The sequence below is a fragment of the Idiomarina sp. UBA3176 genome (assembly GCF_002364295.1).
Classification (GTDB): Bacteria; Pseudomonadota; Gammaproteobacteria; order Enterobacterales; family Alteromonadaceae; genus Idiomarina; species Idiomarina loihiensis.
Genome location: NZ_DEXU01000014.1, coordinates 1 through 19,644 on the forward strand (window position 1 = coordinate 1; position 19,644 = coordinate 19,644).

The window sequence follows — 19,644 nt, forward strand, 5'->3', positions numbered from 1 at the left end:
TTTTCTTAACTGATCGGCATTAACCAATTGGTGCCCTTTATACGTTAAAACTTAGGCTTAGCCCAACTCAGCATTAGAAGCTGGCTGTAGCTGACTGGCAAGCTTCAGTTCCGGTTTCACACAGTTCATAAACTACGTCACTGCCATCTGACTTAAAGCGATCGCGGTATCGACCTGAATTATCCAGGGTTTCGATAAACTCACCGTCACGATAAAGATCCACATCTCCGGCAGCTCCGCTCCAACGTAAATCAACTAAGGTTGTATCGTTACGCAAGTGAGTCGCACGATAAACGCTCAGCTCGATGTCCGTTATGCTGACATTAACCGACTGCGTTACGCTATCCGACAGCTCAGTTTCATCTGTAACCGTTAATGTTACATCGTAAATTCCGGCTTCAGAATATGCATAAACTGGGTTAGCTTCGGTCGATGTATTACCATCACCAAACTCCCAGAAGTAACTGGCAATATCGCCGTCACTGTCTGACGAAATATTGGTAAAGGTTACGGTTAAATCATCAACACTGGCTTCGAAGCCGGCAACCGGAGCATCCGGTAAGCCATCGTCTTCTTCCACCGCCGTTAACGTTAATGACCAGTGATTTAATGTTCCTGTGTCAGCGCCAGCATTATCTGAAACGGTCAACGTCCAGTCTCCAGTCATATCTTCACCATTAAAGGTATCAACAGACCAGTTGCGCACTAAATCTTCAGTACTACCACCAGCACGGTCGTGCAATACATGCTCAGTACCTTCAGGCGAGGTTAAGCTGACAATCAAGTCGCCTTGCCAGGTATGAGTAATATCAACACTCACATCCGCACCAAAAACAACACCCGTTTCAGGTACGTTAATGACTCGCGAAATACCCTCACTGTCATTATCCGGAATGTCGGTATTCGCCGTATCTTCATAATAGAAGTCAGACAAACCTTGCGGCAGAACATACACAACCGAGCTCGCTTCACGGGTAATTTCACCCGTCTCAACATCAGAGCTGCTAACCGTAATGCTGTATTCGCCCCATTGCGTTTCATCGGTAGTGCTTACCAACACATCGACGCTGTCGCCTTCGCCGGCCTGGCTTGAAGACAGCGAAACATCCAGTTCAGGTTCCGCGGAAACACTTAAATCAACAGTGCCTGACCAATCTGCAATGCTGTCAACATCAAGAGTAAAGGAGGCGTTGTCACCCGCGACAATTTCCTGTCGACCCGGAGACAAAGTTAACAGGTAAGTCGGATCTGGATCGGCAGCTTCTAAAGCACTTAATGCGTTCAGACGCTTTCCTGAAGCAGTTTTACCCGATAATGCCGGAATACTCTCGCCTGAATCCATAAGAATTTGCTTTACTTCAGCAATGCTAAGACTCGGGTCTATAGACCAAACTAATCCGGCAACACCAGCAACATGCGGACTGGACATTGAGGTCCCGGTTGCAGTCGCATAACCACCATCTAAGTAGGTTGAAAGAATTTCCGTACCCGGAGCCCCTAAATCAACAGATTCCAGACCATAGGTTGACGTTCCGGACATACTGTCGGTACGCGTTGTATTGGCAACATTCACAATCCCGTCAAGATCATACCCACCCGGGTAGCTTGGCGTAACATCGGCATCGATACCATCGTTCCCTGCCGCTGAAACAAACATAATACCCTGATCAATACTGTCGCTGATGGCTGTTCTCAAAGACTCTGAATAAGCACCGCCACCCCAGGAGTTATTAGTCGCAACCAAATTTACACCATGGTTCGCCTTTAAATTGGCCATATAATCAATACACTCGATAGCGCCAGCTGTACTACCATAGCCATCTGCATCGAGGAACTGACAACCGATTATTTGCACGTCCCAGTTAATTCCGGTAACCCCCACGCCATTATTTGATGTTGCACCAATGGTTCCTGCAACGTGTGTACCATGACCATTCTCATCCATCGGATCCCCGGTGGACGTTATAGCCGAGTAACCATAGCAATCATCGACAACACCGTTGCCATCGTCATCTTCACCGTTGTCACAGATTTCACCCGGGTTAACCCACATATTTCCGGCTAAATCAGGGTGGGTGTAATCAACACCACTATCGATTACGCCAATAACAATATTACTGTCGCCGGTCGTAATATCCCAGGCTGGTCGCGCATCAATATCGGCACCCGGCGTACCGCCACTCTGACCGGTGTTTTCCAACGCCCACATATCACCGAAGCCTGGGTCATCCGGAGTAGCAAGTATATTAAACTTGGGATCTTTTGAATCGTTAATACTAATAACGTAGTTAGGCTCAGCAACCTCAACCAGCGGGTGCTGAGACAGACGCTTGATTAACGCATCACGCTGTTTTGCATTGCGTACATTAACTTTAGCAATTCGGCCATCAGCAATATGACGCATTGCTATATCACGACCACTGTCATCGAGTGCGCGTAAACTGCCGCCCGCATTTTTGATTAAGTCTTGCCGTTGCTCTTTCGTCACTGACTGCTTAAACATCACCAGCAGTGAATCATCATCAGCTTTCTTATCGGTTGCCGCTGCAGCTGAACCCGCGACTAACGCCATAGAAATACCAACGACTAACTTTTTAATATTAGCCATTTTGCTTCCTCTGTCTTGTTGTTTTATGAATTATCGTCGTGCCTAAAACTTAAGCACTAGAAAATAACTAGCATATTTTTGACGTAAAGATATCTCGAAAGATATAGCTTTACGAAATCTGATCATAAATACGAATAAAGGACTAGGACGTTTGGTGCAGGGAAGCGACTGGAAAAATTCAAAGCAATGAAAATTAACGATATTTCAATTCAAAAACATCATCAACAAGTCACATAAAATACCCCTTTCATACGATTGTTCAGCTCTCTGAACCACCTATTCTTGTTAGCGGAATTATTAACAAAAGGTGTTCCGCTTTGACTTACAAAAAACAACTTTTAGCAGCACTGGTTTTGCTTTTTGTCTCACTCCCCGGAGTGGCAGTGGCAAAAGACATTCCTGTTGCGCTAGCAGGGTTACTGGAGCGGCAGGCCCTTGCAAACCATGCGGAAATTGCTCAACTCGGATCTTATAACCTCACTTCAGTTATCCAGTCGGGCGAGCAAAATTACGCGTATTTGGTTCAGTCAGGCTTTGAGAACACTCTGAGTCTGGAACAGCAAGGGTTCAATAATTCTGTCACTGCAGAACAATCAGGACGCGGTAATTCAGCAACCATCCTGCAGTTGGGGAATAGCAACCTTGTTCAGCTACAACAGCTGGGTAACGACAACGCTATCACTATCCAACAATCAGGCTCTGCCGCTGAAATGTCCATCACGCAGTTTTGATTACAACAATTACGGAGAACAATCATGTCTAAAATACTCATAAAGAAAAGTGCTATCGCTCTTGCTATAGGCATTGCCTTTGCAGGTAGCGCGGTTGCCGAAAATCATATTGCCGTCATCAACCAGGAATCGGCTGGCGCCGCTGAAATTGGTAACGAAGTTTATGTCGAACAAGCCGGTGTTTTACACTGGGCATATGCCGACCAGTACGGTGACGATAACGTTACATCACTGCTGCAGTTTGACCAATGGCAGGAAGCTTATGCTTACGTAACCGGTGATTTCAACTTGGTCGAAGGCGAGCAGTCTGGATTGTGGAACATTTTTAATGCCGATGTCGTTGGTGACGATAACTGGTTATCAGCTTATCAGGAAGGCAGTTTGAACTCTGCCAATATCTTCCTGCAGGGCGACGGTAACACAGCAATTGCTGATCAGTCCGGTGATGCAAACGAGGCAACCATCGACCTCAGTGGTGACTATAATGCAGCAGAAATTTATCAGTCAGGCGACTCCAACTGGAGCAACTTCCAGATTTCGGGCAGTGACAACCTATTCTTAAGTGAACAGTCTGGCTCACTGAATGAGTCAGGCTATTTCAATGCGTCCGGCGACCGCAATACCTTTGAAGCATCACAAGAAGGTGACGGTAACGTTGCAGGTGTTGTGGGTGCAGACGGCGATGACAACGAAGTTTATGCTCAGCAATATGGTTCATCTAACATTTTCATTGCCGAAGACTTACAGGGCAACGAAAACTTTGTCGATGTATTTCAGGACGGTTCAGCAAACGAATTCCTGATTCAGCCTATTCAAGGCGAAGCTAACTTTATTGTCGTTCAGCAGCAAGGTAGCTCAAACGTTGTTGAAGCCGCGAATGGCATGATTGGTAACGACAACTTAATTGATGCGTACCAACGCGGAGACAATAACTACGCAGTATTTGCAACCGAAGGCGACATGCATAATGTTGAGCTTGAGCAGGCTGGCGATAACAACACTGCCGTCGGTGAATCTTACGGTGAGCAAAACGACATCATGGTCAGCAGCCGTGGCGATGATAACTTTAACGCAGTGGCTGTCCAGGGCGTTTCTAACGACATTCAGAGCCGTCAGCGCGGTGATGCAAACACAGCCGAAGTTGTGTTTGTTGGTGACGACAACGATGTCATGTCTAACCAGGTTGGTGATGGCAACGTCACTCTTGCTTACTCTTACGATGCAGGCACAACCTCAGGCAACACGTTAGATTCCGAACAGCAAGGTGATATTAACTTAATCGATACCATTATTGGCGGCGATGAGAACCTTATCAGCTTCTATCAGGAAGGTAATAGCAACGTTATAGCTGGCGATGAAGGTTCATTCATTGTTGGCGGTAGCGGCGGTAGTGTTGATATTCAGCAAGTAGGTGACTACAACGTTGTTACTGGCGGTCAGGCCAGTGACGGCAACACTATGAGCGTATATCAGCAGGGCGACTATAACGTCGCTACTGTTGTTCAATACTAAGAAGTAAGATTAGCGGCTGCGTCATTTTGGTGCAGCCGCTTTCTTAGTCCTTATGCTAAAGAAACTCATTCTACTCGTTCTGCTGTTTACTCCGGTTAGTCAAGCCGACGAAATAGAGCTTGGCGGCATGGTGCTGGACCGAACCATTTCGCGTTTCGGTAAAGACTTCTTCTTCTACTACACCAGCTATTGGCGTGACATTCCTTCAACTAACGGCATTACCGTTGTTATTCACGAGCAAGTCTATCCGCAGGCTGGCACCTATTTATGGGTAGAGATGGAGCAGACAAAGGTTTTCGAAACTTACTTCGGAAGACGACAAAACGATGTCAAGAAAATGGCCGAGAAAGCCATTTTGATCAGTATTAACGAAGTCGCGCGAGTAAAAGCGGACTCTGTATTTGATACGCCACAAGATAATAATTTTTAAAGGCGCAGATTATGAAATTACGTTGGCTCTTCATTAGTTGTTTGCTTGTGGCAGTGAATGCCGCAGCAACTGAAATTGTCTATCAACCTATCAACCCGAGCTTTGGTGGAAACCCAATGAACGGGAGTTTTTTATTACAAAAAGCACAAAGTCAGAATGCCCATTCAGCACCTGACGCCGACCGCTCTTTTGTTGATCGTTTTCGTGAAGCGTTAGAGCGTAATATCATCAATTCACTTACCCGTCGCATTGCAGATGGCGAAATTGTTGAAGGCCTGTATGACACAGGTGAATACACGGTTGAAGTAGTTGGTCAGCCAGACGGTAGCGTTGTTGTCTACATCACTCATAACGGCAGTGGTGAACAGACTGTTATCACCATGCCTTCAATATAGTTGAGGAGAATTATCATGCGTAAACTTTTCCTCATTCTAGCTTCACTTATTATGAGTGGCTGTGCGTTAATGCCCAAGCCAACGGACATCAATGTACAGCCCGCTGAAATTGACGCTCCCAGCTCGACAATGACGACTTTAAAGCAAAGCCCATTACCTCAAACCCGTATTCCGGTATCGGTTTATTCCTTTAGGGATCAAACGGGGCAGTATAAACCACAGGCTAATGTTTCCAGTTTCTCTACCGCAGTGACTCAGGGAGCAACCTCTATGCTCACTCAAATGTTACTGGAATCAGGCTGGTTCTTACCTATGGAGCGTGAAAACCTGCAAAATTTGTTAACCGAGCGAAAGATACATAACTCCAGCAAAAATAAAGAGCTTCCTCCGTTAAGTGAGGCCAGGCTGCTGCTGGAGGGCGGTATTATAAGCTACGACACCAATGTTAGTACCGGAGGTATCGGCGCAGAATATTTTGGTATTGGTGCATCTGAACTCTACCGGGAAGATCAGGTATCCGTCTATTTGCGAGCGGTAGACGTTTATAGTGGGCAGGTGCTGGTTTCGGTATCAGCAAATAAAAAAGTGTTCTCTCAAGAACTACGGGCAGGCCTGTTTCGCTACGTATCTCTCAACCGGCTAGCCGAATTCGAAGGCGGCTACTCAACCAACGAACCGGTTCAATTGTCGGTAAAACAAGCAATGGAGAAGGCGCTGGTAGAGTTAATAGAAAAAGGCCTGGATATGGGGTATTGGCGTGCAGAGAGTTAATCAGCGTTAAACGGATGTCGCGTAACTGGACCACTTTAGTAGTTCGACCCGGTTACGCGCACCGGTCTTTCGAAAAATGGAAGACAAGTGTGTCTTCACGGTATGAGCACTGATATTTAAGTGCTCAGCAATTTCTTTATTGCGGGCTCCGGTAGCAACCAACTCTATAATTTTTAACTCTTGTGGCGTAAGGGAGCTAATTTGAGACACGGTAGTAAAAGAATCATCCGCTTGCCGCCGCAGCATCATTTCTTCAATTTTATCTGAAAGCAATGAGCGCGGATAATAGAGTTCTCCCTGGCTAATAACTTTTATCGCGGTCAGTACTCGGTCTAAATGGTCGTTTTCGTAAATAATACCGCGAGCACCAAGGTTCAGGGCTTGAATAGGACGAACATCATCTTTTCTCGCATTAACTAGAAATAAAGGGTAGGTTTTAGTTAATGCAGCAATTTCACTGGTAATGTGGGAACGAGATAACTGCTCCGATCCGAGAGAATAAGCCACCATGGTCTCGGGCTCTGGTGAATGATCAACCAGTTCAGAAAATGCACGATGGACGACTGATATTTCTAAGGATTCTGCAAGCAACCCTAAGTTCTGCGTACGTTTTTGGTGTTCGATTAAAGCTAACCGCGTATAACGTCCCATAACAGCCCTCCCTAAACCTAAAAGCTTATTTTATTACTGTACTTTTCTTCTTATATTCTTCTTATATTACATTTTTACAACGATTGATGTAGCTCTTTACAATATATGATTAAATTTTGTACTAAAAGACATAGCACCTTAGAACATGTAACAAAATGTAACAACCATTCTAATTTACCTTATGTCATTTAAAATAAAGAGCAACAGGCTTACCTTACCCGGCGAAATAAGCGACAAAAAGGCTGTGATCCCGTATAATGTTGGTCAGCAGATAAAGTTGAGTGTTTTAGTCAGGTATTTTATACTGTCGGCCAGTAACGGGCGAAACTCCCATCCGCAGCTTTTAGAGTGGGTAAATCATGAGTGAACAGATTGATCAGGCGCTTGCGCGTAAATACGACGCAGGCTTCATTTCAGAAATAGAGTCAGAAACTTTCCCAATTGGTTTGGACGAAGACGTCATTGCCCGTCTGTCCGCCATTAAGGGTGAGCCTGAATGGATGCTGGAGTGGCGTCTGAAGGCTTATCGCACCTGGTTAAAAATGGAAGAGCCTGACTGGGCACACGTCGATTATCCTAAGGTAGATTACCAGTCAATTTCATACTACTCCGCACCTAAGAGTATGAAAGACAAGCCTAAGTCGTTAGACGAGGTTGATCCGGAACTGCTACGCACATACGAAAAGCTGGGTATTCCTCTGCATGAGCAGGAAATGCTCGCGGGTGTAGCTGTTGATGCAGTCTTCGACTCAGTATCCGTGGTCACAACATTCCGCGAGAAGCTGGAAGAAGCAGGAGTTATCTTCTGCCCTATCTCCGAAGCCCTTCATAAGTACCCGGATCTGGTTAAAAAATACTTAGGTACCGTAGTTCCACGTGGCGATAACTTCTTTGCCGCACTGAACAGCGCCGTATTCACCGATGGCTCGTTTGTTTATATTCCAAAAGGCGTTCGCTGCCCTATGGAACTATCAACTTACTTCCGCATAAACGAACAGAATACCGGTCAGTTTGAGCGTACCTTAATTGTCGCCGAAGAAGGCAGTCACGTTAGTTATCTGGAAGGTTGTACCGCACCACAGCGTGACGAAAACCAATTACACGCGGCCGTAGTTGAGCTGGTTGCACTGGATGACGCGGAGATCAAATACTCTACGGTGCAAAACTGGTATCCGGGTGATGAAAACGGCAAAGGCGGTATCTATAACTTTGTCACTAAACGCGGCCTGTGCGAGAAAAACGCGAAGATCTCCTGGACTCAGGTAGAGACAGGCTCTGCCGTTACCTGGAAGTATCCAAGCTGTATTCTTAAAGGCGATAACAGCGTTGGGGAATTCTACTCAGTTGCGTTAACCCGCGGCAGACAACAAGCCGATACCGGCACCAAAATGATCCACTTAGGTAAGAACACCAAGTCGACCATCATTTCCAAAGGTATTTCCGCCGGCCGCAGTAATAACGCTTACCGAGGTCTGGTTCGTATGGGCCCGGGTGCCGAGGGCGCGCGTAACTTTACCGAATGTGATTCGCTGCTTATTGGCGACCAGTGCGGCGCACACACATTCCCGTATATTGAAAGCAGCAATCCAACCGCGATTGTTGAACACGAAGCCACCACCTCTAAGGTGAGTGACGATCAATTATTCTTATGTCGGCAACGAGGCCTGGACCCTGAAAAAGCAGTCTCAATGATTGTAAATGGCTTCTGTAAAGAGGTATTCCGCGAACTACCAATGGAGTTTGCGGTGGAAGCCGGTAAGTTGCTTGAAATCAGTCTTGAAGGTTCAGTGGGGTAAAACATGCTATCGATTAAAGACCTGCACGCACGTGTGGAAGAAACAACAATTTTAAAAGGCCTGAATCTGGAAATAAAACCCGGCGAAGTACACGCCATTATGGGTCCTAACGGTGCCGGAAAAAGTACTTTAGGTTACGTTTTATCTGGCCGCGATGGCTACGAAGTTGAAAGCGGCAGCGTTGAAATGGACGGTAAAGACTTACTGGACATGGAAGTAGAAGAGCGCGCCCAGGCCGGTATATTTCTGGCTTTCCAATACCCTGTTGAAATTCCAGGCGTAAGCAACATGGAATTCATGAAAGAATCCGTGAATGCCATGCGTGAAGCTCACGGCGAAAGCGCTTTGAGCTCAGCTGAGTTTCTGAAAAAAGCCAAAGAAGCCTGCAAGCAAGTTGAGTTACCGCTCGACTTCTTAAAGCGCGGCGTCAATGAAGGCTTTTCCGGTGGAGAGAAAAAGCGTAACGAAATTATGCAGATGATTATGCTTGAGCCGAAAATTGCGATTCTGGATGAGTCTGATTCCGGGCTTGACGTCGATGCTCTACAGGTTGTAGCTAAGGGTGTGAACAGCCAGCGCGACGGCAAACGCAGTTTTATCGTGGTTACGCACTACCAACGTTTGCTCGATTACATTGAGCCTGACTATGTGCACATTCTGTCTAAAGGCAAAATTGTGAAAAGTGGCGGTCCTGAACTGGCGAAAGAAGTCGAAGCCTCAGGTTATGCCTGGTTAGCTGAAGCAGAAGGAGCAGATGCATGAGTCAATGGTTAAACCACGTTTTAGAGCGTGCCTCGACCGTTGACGATTGGCTATCTCCGGTCCGGGCACAAGCCTTGGACACGTTAAAGCAACAGCAATGGCCGACACGCCGCACCGAAGCATGGCGTTATACCTCGTTGCATCCGGTTGCTGATTTAGAGCTGAAATCCGGCACCGGTAACGCGACCGCCGAAGCACCAGTCATTGAAGGCTTAAACAGTCTGGATTTGGTGTTTGTGGACGGTCAGCTTAGTACCGACATCAGCAAGCTTAAGTTACCTGAAGGCATCACTATTAGTGAGCTGTCAGCGCCCAGCGAACCCGCTGAAGCTATTTTTGCGCAAGTAAAACCCAGCCGTCATTTGTTTGGCCTGGTAAACGACGTATTGGCGCAGCAAGGTGTCGTTATCGACATTGCGGCTGGCGCTAAAGTTGAACAACCCATTCGCATCGTTAACTTTGCGTCTGCCGGTATCGAGTCTCATCAGCGCACGCTGGTACGTGTTGGTGAAAATGCGCAGGCAACCATTATTGAGCACGGCAGCGGCTCAGGTAACAGCCTGAATACCGTCTTTGCTGAATATGACATAGCCGAGAAAGCGCGTTTAGAGCATTACCGTTTTGCCCTGCACGAGGGCGAAGCGATTCATATTGGCGGCAGTCACTTTAAACTGCACGATCACGCCAGACTGAACAGCACCCTAATTGGCTACGGCAGTCAGTTAACGCGTCTGGACGTAGACATTGAACACGCTGGTGAGCATGCGTTCGCCAAGTTTAATAACGTGTATTTACTGGCTCCACGCCAGCACTTCGATCTGCACAGCACCATCGAACATGCCTCACCTAACGGCACGACCGAAGAGAACGCCCGGGGCATTATCGGTGACAGGGCAAAAGCAGTATTTAATGGCCGCATTCATATTCACCGCCATGCGCAAAAAACCCTGGCCGAACTGAATAATCGTAACCTGCTGCTGACTCGTGGTGCGCAAATTAATACTAAGCCCGAGCTGGAAATTTACGCAGACGATGTACAGTGTGCGCACGGTGCAACGGTTGCTGAAATTGACGAAGAAGCGTTGTATTACATGCTGACGCGTGGCATCGACAGGCAACAAGCGCTGGTTATGCTCAACTTTGGTTTCGTACAGGAAATGGTTTTCCAGATGCCAAATAAAGCCCTGGCCGACTGGTTGCAGCCGATTTTGAAAACCCGCTTTGAAAGTATGATGGAGAAGCAATGAGCCTGAACGTTGCACAAATTCGTGAGCAGTTTCCGATACTGCAACGGCAGGTAAACGGTAAACCACTGGTTTATCTGGATAACGCTGCCACCACGCAAAAGCCACAAGCGGTCATCGATGCGCTGACGGATTACTATACTCAGTGCAACGCTAATGTTCATCGCGGAGCTCATTATCTTTCTGATGAAGCCACCCATCGCTACGAAGCGGCACGTAAAACCGTCGCTGATTACATACATGCTAATCGTCAAGAAGAGGTTATCTGGACCAGCGGCACAACCGAGGGTATTAACCTGGTCGCTAATGGTGTTGCTCAGCGCTTAAAAGCCGGTGAAGAAGTGCTGGTGACCGAAATGGAGCACCATGCGAACCTGGTAACCTGGCAACAGGCGTGTAAGCGTTCTGGCGCCACATTGAAAGTCGTACCCATTAACGAAGACGGTTCACTGAATACCGAGCAGTTTCACGCCCTGTTGAGTGAGAACACGGCTTTCGTTTCAATGCCGCACATTTCCAATGCGCTGGGTACCATTAACCCAATTAAAGAACTCACCGCTGCCGCTAAAGCCAAAGACGCACTGGTCATGATAGACGGTGCTCAGGGTGTTGCACATGGCGCTATCGATGTGCAGGACATTGGCTGTGATTTTTATGCGTTTTCCGGTCATAAGCTATTCGGGCCAACCGGCATTGGCGTGCTATGGGGCTGTTACGAGGTTTTAAAAGACTGGCCTATATGGTTAGTCGGCGGCGAAATGATAGCCACAGTCAGTTACCAGGACGCCACCTGGGGTGAATTACCCAACCGACTGGAAGCCGGTACACCAAATATCGCGGGAGCCATTGGTCTGGCGGCAGCGATAAACTGGTTACAGCAATTTAATAAGGCCGATATTTTAGCTCACGAAACCGCTTTACTGGCACGCGCAACACAACTAGCAGAGCAAACCGATGGCTTAACCATTGTTGGCCACGCCGACAACAAAATTGGCGTGCTAAGCTTTATTCTAGATGGCGCACACCCTGCTGATATTGGCTTTTTGCTGGACAAACAAGGCATAGCCATTCGTACTGGTGACCATTGCGCTCAACCGCTTATGAAACGCCTGAAGGTACCAGGTACTGCGCGCGCGTCATTTACCATTTATAATACGCTAGACGAGGTTGATAAGCTGTTCGAAGGCATCAACAAAGCTCGTTTAATGCTAGCCTAATGGCAGGAGGAGACTCATGTCTGTAGAAACATTTGTACCATCGTCTTCGTTAATTTCGATGACAGAAAACGCTGTACGTTACTTTGAGTCACGCTTAAAAGATGAACCGGGCAAGCTAATTCGCCTTTCTACTAAGCAAAGTGGCTGTACGGGTTATGCCTATGTGCTTGATTCTGTCGATGCGATGGAAGACGGCGATGAAGTGGTCGATATTAACGACAACATCAAAGTCGCTATTGCCTCTAATGCGTTGGAACTGGTACGTAATACCGAAATTGATTACGTAAAAGAAGGCATTAACGGCGTGGTTAAATTCAACAACCCGAATGTTGTTAATGAGTGCGGTTGCGGCGAAAGCTTCAACGTGCAGTAACGGAAGTTTAAATTATGCAGCAGAAAATGGTGTCCACCACCCGTGAAGTTAAAGCGCGTCGCGTGCCAACGGGTGAGCCTAAAGTTATTCCTAAAGGTGAGTTTGTTACTATTACTCAAGATTTAGGCGGTAACTATACGGTTACCTTTCAGGGTAACATGCTGCGCATAGACGGCACGGATGCGGATGCGATTGGCCGTAAGCCAGAAAAGCTCGACTTTGAACCACCAGCAAACGGAAAAGTTTCAGAAGATCAGGTCTGGGAAGCGTTAGAGACCATTTATGACCCGGAAATTCCGATTAACTTAGTTTCGCTAGGGCTTATCTACAAAGTCGCGGTTGATAAAGATTCCGGCACCGTTACTATTGATATGACCTTAACCGCACCAGGCTGTGGTATGGGTCCGGTATTAGTGGGTGATGTTGAGTATCGGGTTTCTCTGGTACCGCACGTTAAAAATGTGAATGTTGAACTCGTTTTTGACCCACCCTGGTCACGCGACATGATGAGCGAAGAAGCTCAGCTTGAAGCCGGTGTTTTCTTTTAACATGAGTCGTTCTTTTAACTTATAAGTGAAGGTTATTGGTCAGCATGAATTTACCCAGTACAGATGAAATCATTGATGACTTAGAGTTTTTAGATGACTGGGAGCAACGTTACCAGTACATCATTGATTTAGGTAAAGCTTTGCCCGGCCTACCAGAAAGCCAGCATAAAGATGAGTATCTGGTGCGCGGTTGCCAAAGTAATGTCTGGCTTATTAGTGAAGAAAAAGACGGTAAACTGTTGCTGCACGTTGATAGCGACGCCGTCATTGTGCAGGGGTTGTTGACTTTAGTCATGGCCGCTTACCACGACAAAACGCCGGAGCAAGTTCTTGCCTTTGATATCGATAGCTATTTTGCTCAGCTGGACTTAGAAAACCACATTACACCGACTCGTGGAAACGGCTTACGTGCTATTGTCGGAAAAATTCAGCAACTGGCGAAACACAGCCAGGCTTAAATGGTATTAAACAGCAGCTCAACCGCATAAAACCGATTTTTATTATCGTAGATGGGTTGAGCCGCCAACAGCGGAAAGGTTTCAGCCATCTTTTTTACTGTCTTTAGCCGCTTCCATTGCGCTTAAAATATCCGATGATAAGGAGTCGAGCTGACCCGTTGGTTGTGGCAGCATAATCACTTTACTGGCGGCGGTATCGAAAGAACCCAATACGTCGACATAGTTCGTAAATTTCAGCAAATCGATGACATCTTTAGACGTTATGTCATTAGCCTGATCGGTAACCATGGCAATAGAGTCCCGCAAACCTTCAGCTATTGCTAAACGCTGGCCTGCAATGCCCTGTCCTTGCAAAATTTTCGATTCTTTGTCGGCTTCAGCCTGCTTCACCAGCATGATTTTTTCAGCTTCTGCCTTATGTTCTGCCGCACGGCGCTCTCTTTCTGCGGCGTTAATTTGGTTCATTGAATCTTTAACGGACTGGTCCGGATCAATGTCTGTCACCAGCGACGCAATAATCTCAAAACCATATTCTTCCATGGTATCGCGCAACTGCTCTTTTACATCTTTAGAAATAGAGTCTTTATTGTCGAACACCGCGTCCAGGTTCTGCTTAGGAATTTGTGCGCGCACCGTATCAAACACATAGGACTGCATTTGCCACTCGGGGTTTTCCAACTGATAAAATGCATTATAAACTGCGGTTTCATTGCTCACGCGATACTGCACTGACACCCGGACAATGACAAAAACATTATCGTTTGTTTTGGTCTCAACATCGACATCCAGCTGCCGCGTTCTCATCGACTGTTTATGAGCGACCTGCTCAATAAGCGGGATAATAAAGTTAAGCCCCGGCGTCAGCATGCGGCGATAACGCCCGAACAACTCAACCAAATACACGCTTTGCTGCGGCACAATGCGCACCGACGCTATCAGTAAAAGTAAAACAACTACAGCGGCAACTACCCACATAATATTAAAATCATTGTTCATTATTGAATCCTTATAATACGAGAGTGGGAGTGAAAAGAGATTAACGGGAAATGAGAAAAATATCGAAAGGATGATATGCAAAGGCTTCGCCGTCTGTAGCGAAGCCTTTACTGTTCAGTCGTTACTTAGGAAGCTCTTCAAACCCCATGTGATACAAAGTAAAACCGAAAATATCGGAGTACTGCTCAATGGTTTTTGAAACCGGTGTGCCAGCACCGTGACCGGCATTGGTTTCAATACGGATAAGCTGAGGATTCTCACCGCCCGCTTTATCCTGAAGCTCCGCCGCAAACTTAAATGAGTGCGCAGGAACGACACGGTCATCATGGTCACCGGTGGTGATCAGCGTTGCCGGATAAGCCACGCCTTCTTCCACGTTGTGAACAGGCGAATACCCTAACAAGTACTCGAACATTTCTTTACTGTCATTGGCTGTACCATAATCGTATGCCCAACCTGCGCCAGCGGTGAAGGTGTGATAACGAAGCATATCCAGAACACCGACAGCAGGTAAAGCGACTGCAAATAGCTCTGGCCGCTGTGTCATTACCGCACCGACTAGCAAGCCACCATTAGAGCCACCGCGAATGGCTAAACGCTCCGGTGAGGTATAGTCTTTCTCAATTAAATACTCGGCCGCCGCGATAAAATCGTCAAACACATTCTGCTTCTGCATTTTGGTACCAGCTTTATGCCAGTCTTTGCCGTACTCACCGCCACCGCGCAAGTTAGCAACGGCGTAAACGCCGCCCATTTCTAACCAGGCTGCGTTAGCAATGCTAAACGACGGTGTCAGACTGATATTAAAGCCACCATAACCGTACAAAATTGTCGGGTTTGAGCCATCCAGCTTGGTGCCCTTTTTGTAGGTAATGATCATAGGCACTTCAGTACCGTCTTTCGAGGTATAAAACACCTGCTTTGATTCGTAGTTGGCAGAATCAAAATCGGCGCCAGACTCGGCGTAAACTTCGGAGCCACCCTGATCCGGGTCGAACTTATAAATCGTTGACGGTGTGCTGTAATTAGTAAAGGTATAGTATAATTCGTCCGCTTCTTTTTTACCTGAGAAGCCACCTATGCTGCCTACGCCCGGCAACTGCACTTCACGAACCATATCGCCGTTATAAGCGTATTGTTTCACCTTAGCTACGGCATCGACCATGTACTCGGCAAAGATATAACCCGCACCGGTTGATACGCTCAACACATTTTCTGTTTCTGGAATAAAGTCTTCCCAGTTTTCAGGCGTTGGATTACTGGCATCAACGGTCGCAACACGCTGGTTTGGCGCGTCTAAGTTCGTCACTAGATAGAGCTTTGAGCCGTCGTTATCTAATACACGAGTATCCGAATCGGTATGATCCAGAACGGTGACCAGCTCACTGTCTTCTTTTGTAAGATCTTTAATAAAGAGCTTATTGCCAGAGGTGGAGTTTGCCGCCGAAATCATCAGGTAACGGTCGTCATCGGTAACGTAGCCGCCAACGTAACGGTGCTTCTCAGCATCCGTTCCACCAAACACCAGTTTGTCATCAGACTGGTCTGTACCCAGCTCGTGGTAATACAGCTTGTGCTGGTCGGTCTTTGCAGAAAGCTCGCTGCCTTCTGGCTTATCATAACTGGAGTAGTAGAAACCTTCATTGCCTACCCAGGAAACGCCGCTGAATTTAACATCCACTAAAGGATCTTCCAGCTGCTCTTTGGTTTCCGCATCAATAACCCGAATTTTACGCCAGTCACTGCCGCCCTCAGAAATTGAGTAAGCCGCTAGCGAACCGTCGTCAGAAAAGGTTAGCTGTGCCAGCGAGGTTGTTCCGTCTTCACTAAAGGTGTTCGGGTCCAGGAATACCTCCGGTTCTTCGTCACCTTTTTGGCGGTACACCACATACTGGTTTTGCAGACCGTCATTTTTGTAGAAATAGGTGTAATCACCCTCTTTAAACGGCGCGCTAATTTTCTCGTAGTTCCACAGCTCGGTCAGACGCGTTTCAATTTTCTCGCGATAGGGAATAGACTCAAGATGTGCAAAAGTGACTTCATTCTGCGCTTTAACCCAGTTTTCAGTCTCTTCGCTACGGTCATCTTCTAACCAGCGATATGGGTCCGCTACTTCGGTACCAAAGTAGGTATCAACCACATCGCCTTTACGCGTTTCCGGATACGACATAGGTTGCGTATTCGCCTCTTGTTCTGTTTCAGCATTTTGTGAACAGGCTGTCAGCAAACTGACTGCAACTGCTCCCAGTAGATATTTCATTGTTATTATCCTTATTTGAATTTAACCACTTCACCTTTCAAGGCAACACCCGCCATTAAAAAGCCAGCACCACACTGAAATTCCTCGGCACTGCTGAACTCATTATGATCATAATTTGATTTAATGTTAATTACTGCATCGTAACCGTTCTCGCGCGCATTGTCTTGCAGCACTTTAAGTGCCGAGAGCAATACCCATTCACAAGCTTCGCGGTCGGACTTATTCACTGCATTAGTTTTACGGCTGGTGGTAATAACGCCCTTCGACTGCGCAACTTCAGGATGCGATTGACCAGCAAAATAAACCGGAACATCAAGCAGAGCCTCTTTCGCCTTATTACTTTCCATAACAGGCTTGAGCTCCAGAGTTACCAGGTCATCACGCGCTTCGGCTTGCAGCGACAATAACGAACTCAATAAAACCACAGTAGCAACAAAGAGTTTTTTCATTTTCTATTTCCTTATATTAATTAGAGTTATTCCATCGTTTAAAAATCAATGAAGTATTAATGCCACCAAAAGCAAAATTATTTGTCATGACATAGTCCGTATCAAGCTCACGTGCCTGTTCGGTTATATAATCCAAATCACCACACTCCGGGTCAATATCGGTTAGGTTAAGTGTGGGCGCAAACCAGCTTTCCCGCATCATATTAATGCTGGCCCAGGCTTCAATTGTACCGCAGCCGCCCAGCGTATGCCCCAGGTAGCTCTTTAATGAACTGATGGGTACCGAGCGTTTAAATACGCTTGCTGTGGCCAGAGACTCCGCAACATCGCCCCGGTCTGTGGCTGTGCCATGCGCGTTCACATAGCCTACTTGCTCCGGTTCAAGTTGCGCCTGCTGCAACGCAAGCTTCATAGCAATGGCCATGGTATCGGCCGTAGGTTGAGTCACATGGGCGCCATCAGAGTTCGTACCAAAACCGACCAGTTCAGCATAAATGTGCGCGCCACGTTCCAGAGCATGATCCAACTCTTCCAGAATAAAGGTGCCAGCCCCTTCGCCAATAACCAGTCCGTCGCGATTTTTATCAAAGGGTCTTGGCGTCAGCTGTGGCTCGTCATTACGAGTACTGGTGGCAAATAAAGTATCAAATACTACCGCTTCGGACGGACACAACGCCTCTGCACCACCAGCAATCATCACTTTCTGATGACCATAACGAATAGCTTCGTACGCATACCCCAAACCTTGAGATGCGGATGTGCAGGCCGAGCTCGTGGTATGAACCCGTCCTTTCACATTATAAAAGACGCCCAGATTTACAGCGGTTGTATGACCCATACTCTTTATGTAAGTTGTGGCGTTCAGGCCGGTCATATCACCGCTTTCCAGCATATTGCCGAAAATTTTCATTTGCTCGGTATCACCTGCTGAGGAACCGTAAGCCACGCCACAACTTCCATCACTAATACAAGAATGTTCCAACAAGTCGGCATCAATTAGTGCCAATTCCGTTGCCCGTGTTGCCATTAAGCTTACCGTGCTCATTGAGCGCACCGCTTTGCGGGAGTAGTGCGAAGGTTTTTTAAACGCCGGTCGAATGGGCGCCGCCAGGCGTGTGTTCAGACCGTCAAAACGCTCCCACTCTGGCATATTAACCACGGCGTTCTTGCCATTTTCAAGTTGACTACGGAAGCTCTGCCAGTTGTCACCAAAAGCCGTCAGACAGCCCATACCGGTTACGACCACACGTTTCATTAAACTAACCCACCATTTACCGAAAAGACTTGTCGCGTAATGTATGCTGCTGACGGCTGAAATAAGTAACCAACCAAACCAGCCACTTCTTCCGGCTTACCGGCGCGGCGCATGGGTATCATCGACAAAATTTCTTTCTCATGCTCTAGCTCGCCGGTCATGTCCGTTTCAATGAGTCCGGGCGCTACACAATTGACAGTAATTTTGCGCTTAGCCAACTCCAGCGACAGTGCTTTAGTAGCAGCAATAACGCCGCCTTTAGACGCACTGTAATTCACCTGACCGCGATTGCCGGCGATACCAGAAACTGAGGCTATAGTCACCACACGACCACCGCGGCGTTGCTGGATCATCGGCATAATTAACGGGTGCAGCACGTTATAAAAGCCCCCCAGATTCGTCTGCAAAACACTGTCCCAGTCATCTTCGGTTAACGACGGAAAGGCACCGTCACGGGTAATTCCTGCATTACAAACCGCACCATAATAAGCGCCATTATCAGCAATATCCTGCTCAATTGCGTTGCGTGCAGCCTCGCGGTCACTGACATCAAAAACCAGTAAAGACGCTTGTTGACCCAGTGACTTAATTTCATCCACAACTCGCTCTGCTGAAGCTTTGTCTGAGCGACAATGAATCGCCAGATCAAAACCATCTTTTGCCAGTTGCAGGGCAATTGCACGTCCTATTCCCTTACCGGAACCCGTGACAAGAACTCGTTCAGCCATACCTTCAACCATAATTTTCCTCTATAAATGCTGTTTCATCGGGCGGTTGATAAACATTTAGCCGAGCCTGCGCAACGACCTTATCGTTGTGGCGAATATCGCATTCAAAAACACTCAGCCCCGAAGACTCAAAATGCAGTTCTTCAACAAAAATATCGTATCTTTCTCCCAGCTTAAAACTGTCAATATCACATTGATATTTTCGACTTCCCAGCAAGAACCCCAGCTTTATCTCCCCACCGTCGGCTTTGCTTTGATAACCGGCAACAGCAGCAATAGTCTGCGCCATCAGTTCAATTCCAACATGCGCCGGCAGACCCTTATACTGCTCACTATAAAACAGGTTGTCACTACTCACCGTAAGACAACATTGTCCCTTCCCCTGTTCAGCCGAGCACAGCTTATCAATCAACCGCATCGGCGGTTCGTGTTTGATAAGCTCAGCCAAATCATGCCCCAT

General features: G+C 47.1%; 20 protein-coding genes. 12 read left to right on the forward strand and 8 right to left on the reverse strand.

Features of this window, described 5'->3' with window-relative positions; translation table 11 throughout:
• Window positions 1–73 precede the first annotated feature (73 nt).
• Complete coding sequence (locus B2U97_RS04835; RefSeq protein ID WP_286830292.1) at window positions 74–2,608, reverse strand: S8 family serine peptidase; 2,535 nt, start codon at window positions 2,606–2,608, stop codon at window positions 74–76.
• 317 nt (window positions 2,609–2,925) lie between these two features.
• On the opposite strand from B2U97_RS04835, the gene B2U97_RS04840 reads away from it, so the two are divergent.
• Genes B2U97_RS04840 through B2U97_RS04860 form a run of 5 tightly spaced genes read left to right on the forward strand, consistent with a single transcriptional unit; the run spans window position 2,926 to window position 6,447 of the window.
• A complete protein-coding gene (locus B2U97_RS04840; protein WP_110012972.1) occupies window positions 2,926–3,339 on the forward strand; it encodes a curlin subunit CsgB in 414 nt (137 codons plus the stop codon).
• A 24-nt stretch (window positions 3,340–3,363) separates the two neighbouring features.
• Entirely contained in the window at window positions 3,364–4,851 is a 1,488-nt protein-coding gene (locus B2U97_RS04845) for a hypothetical protein (RefSeq protein WP_110012971.1), read from the forward strand.
• 52 nt (window positions 4,852–4,903) lie between these two features.
• Window positions 4,904–5,281 carry a curli production assembly/transport protein CsgE gene (locus B2U97_RS04850; protein WP_110012970.1) on the forward strand — a complete coding sequence of 126 codons (378 nt, stop codon included), beginning with the start codon at window positions 4,904–4,906 and terminating at the stop codon, window positions 5,279–5,281.
• A gap of 11 nt (window positions 5,282–5,292) precedes the next feature.
• Complete coding sequence (locus B2U97_RS04855; RefSeq protein ID WP_110012969.1) at window positions 5,293–5,676, forward strand: curli assembly protein CsgF; 384 nt, start codon at window positions 5,293–5,295, stop codon at window positions 5,674–5,676.
• A 12-nt stretch (window positions 5,677–5,688) separates the two neighbouring features.
• On the forward strand, window positions 5,689–6,447 hold the full coding sequence (locus B2U97_RS04860; protein WP_181396961.1) for a CsgG/HfaB family protein: 759 nt from the start codon (window positions 5,689–5,691) through the stop codon (window positions 6,445–6,447).
• Window positions 6,448–6,453: 6 nt separating this feature from the next.
• On the opposite strand, the gene B2U97_RS04865 is transcribed toward B2U97_RS04860, so the two are convergent.
• Entirely contained in the window at window positions 6,454–7,098 is a 645-nt protein-coding gene (locus tag B2U97_RS04865; RefSeq protein ID WP_110012967.1) for a response regulator transcription factor, read from the reverse strand.
• A 359-nt stretch (window positions 7,099–7,457) separates the two neighbouring features.
• Here B2U97_RS04865 and sufB point away from each other — a divergent pair, with 359 nt between their 5' ends.
• The 7 genes from sufB to B2U97_RS04900 are packed head-to-tail and all read left to right on the forward strand — an operon-like array spanning window position 7,458 to window position 13,496.
• Window positions 7,458–8,894 (forward strand): Fe-S cluster assembly protein SufB, encoded by a 1,437-nt coding sequence (gene sufB / locus B2U97_RS04870; protein ID WP_011233417.1) that lies wholly within the window; start codon window positions 7,458–7,460, stop codon window positions 8,892–8,894.
• Window positions 8,895–8,897: 3 nt separating this feature from the next.
• The gene (gene sufC, locus B2U97_RS04875; RefSeq protein ID WP_011233416.1) at window positions 8,898–9,656 is read left to right on the forward strand and encodes a Fe-S cluster assembly ATPase SufC; all 759 of its coding nucleotides are present in this window, start codon (window positions 8,898–8,900) and stop codon (window positions 9,654–9,656) included.
• Window positions 9,653–10,903, forward strand: coding sequence for a Fe-S cluster assembly protein SufD (gene sufD, locus B2U97_RS04880; RefSeq protein WP_110012966.1), 1,251 nt, complete (start codon window positions 9,653–9,655; stop codon window positions 10,901–10,903). The genes sufC and sufD overlap by 4 nt, the downstream gene beginning before the upstream one ends.
• Window positions 10,900–12,117, forward strand: a complete 1,218-nt coding sequence (locus B2U97_RS04885; protein ID WP_114981737.1) for an aminotransferase class V-fold PLP-dependent enzyme — start codon at window positions 10,900–10,902, stop codon at window positions 12,115–12,117. The genes sufD and B2U97_RS04885 overlap by 4 nt, the downstream gene beginning before the upstream one ends.
• A 16-nt stretch (window positions 12,118–12,133) precedes the next feature.
• Window positions 12,134–12,490 (forward strand): HesB/IscA family protein, encoded by a 357-nt coding sequence (locus tag B2U97_RS04890; RefSeq protein ID WP_011233413.1) that lies wholly within the window; start codon window positions 12,134–12,136, stop codon window positions 12,488–12,490.
• Between the two features lie 14 nt (window positions 12,491–12,504).
• A complete protein-coding gene (gene sufT / locus B2U97_RS04895; RefSeq protein WP_011233412.1) occupies window positions 12,505–13,038 on the forward strand; it encodes a putative Fe-S cluster assembly protein SufT in 534 nt (177 codons plus the stop codon).
• Window positions 13,039–13,082: 44 nt separating this feature from the next.
• Complete coding sequence (locus tag B2U97_RS04900; RefSeq protein WP_110012963.1) at window positions 13,083–13,496, forward strand: SufE family protein; 414 nt, start codon at window positions 13,083–13,085, stop codon at window positions 13,494–13,496.
• A gap of 81 nt (window positions 13,497–13,577) precedes the next feature.
• Here B2U97_RS04900 and B2U97_RS04905 read toward each other — a convergent pair whose 3' ends face one another.
• From B2U97_RS04905 to B2U97_RS04930, 6 genes are all read right to left on the reverse strand, one after another.
• Window positions 13,578–14,492, reverse strand: a complete 915-nt coding sequence (locus tag B2U97_RS04905) for an SPFH domain-containing protein (RefSeq protein ID WP_011233409.1) — start codon at window positions 14,490–14,492, stop codon at window positions 13,578–13,580.
• Between the two features lie 121 nt (window positions 14,493–14,613).
• Window positions 14,614–16,752, reverse strand: coding sequence for a prolyl oligopeptidase family serine peptidase (locus B2U97_RS04910; protein WP_286830297.1), 2,139 nt, complete (start codon window positions 16,750–16,752; stop codon window positions 14,614–14,616).
• A gap of 11 nt (window positions 16,753–16,763) precedes the next feature.
• The gene (locus B2U97_RS04915) at window positions 16,764–17,201 is read right to left on the reverse strand and encodes a hypothetical protein (protein ID WP_011233407.1); all 438 of its coding nucleotides are present in this window, start codon (window positions 17,199–17,201) and stop codon (window positions 16,764–16,766) included.
• 16 nt (window positions 17,202–17,217) lie between these two features.
• Window positions 17,218–18,456, reverse strand: a complete 1,239-nt coding sequence (locus B2U97_RS04920; protein ID WP_286830300.1) for a beta-ketoacyl-ACP synthase — start codon at window positions 18,454–18,456, stop codon at window positions 17,218–17,220.
• Window positions 18,456–19,184 carry a 3-oxoacyl-ACP reductase FabG gene (fabG, locus tag B2U97_RS04925; protein ID WP_034819147.1) on the reverse strand — a complete coding sequence of 243 codons (729 nt, stop codon included), beginning with the start codon at window positions 19,182–19,184 and terminating at the stop codon, window positions 18,456–18,458. The genes B2U97_RS04920 and fabG overlap by 1 nt, the downstream gene beginning before the upstream one ends.
• Before the next feature lie 4 nt (window positions 19,185–19,188).
• Window positions 19,189–19,644 carry a hotdog family protein gene (locus B2U97_RS04930; RefSeq protein ID WP_034819060.1) on the reverse strand — a complete coding sequence of 152 codons (456 nt, stop codon included), beginning with the start codon at window positions 19,642–19,644 and terminating at the stop codon, window positions 19,189–19,191.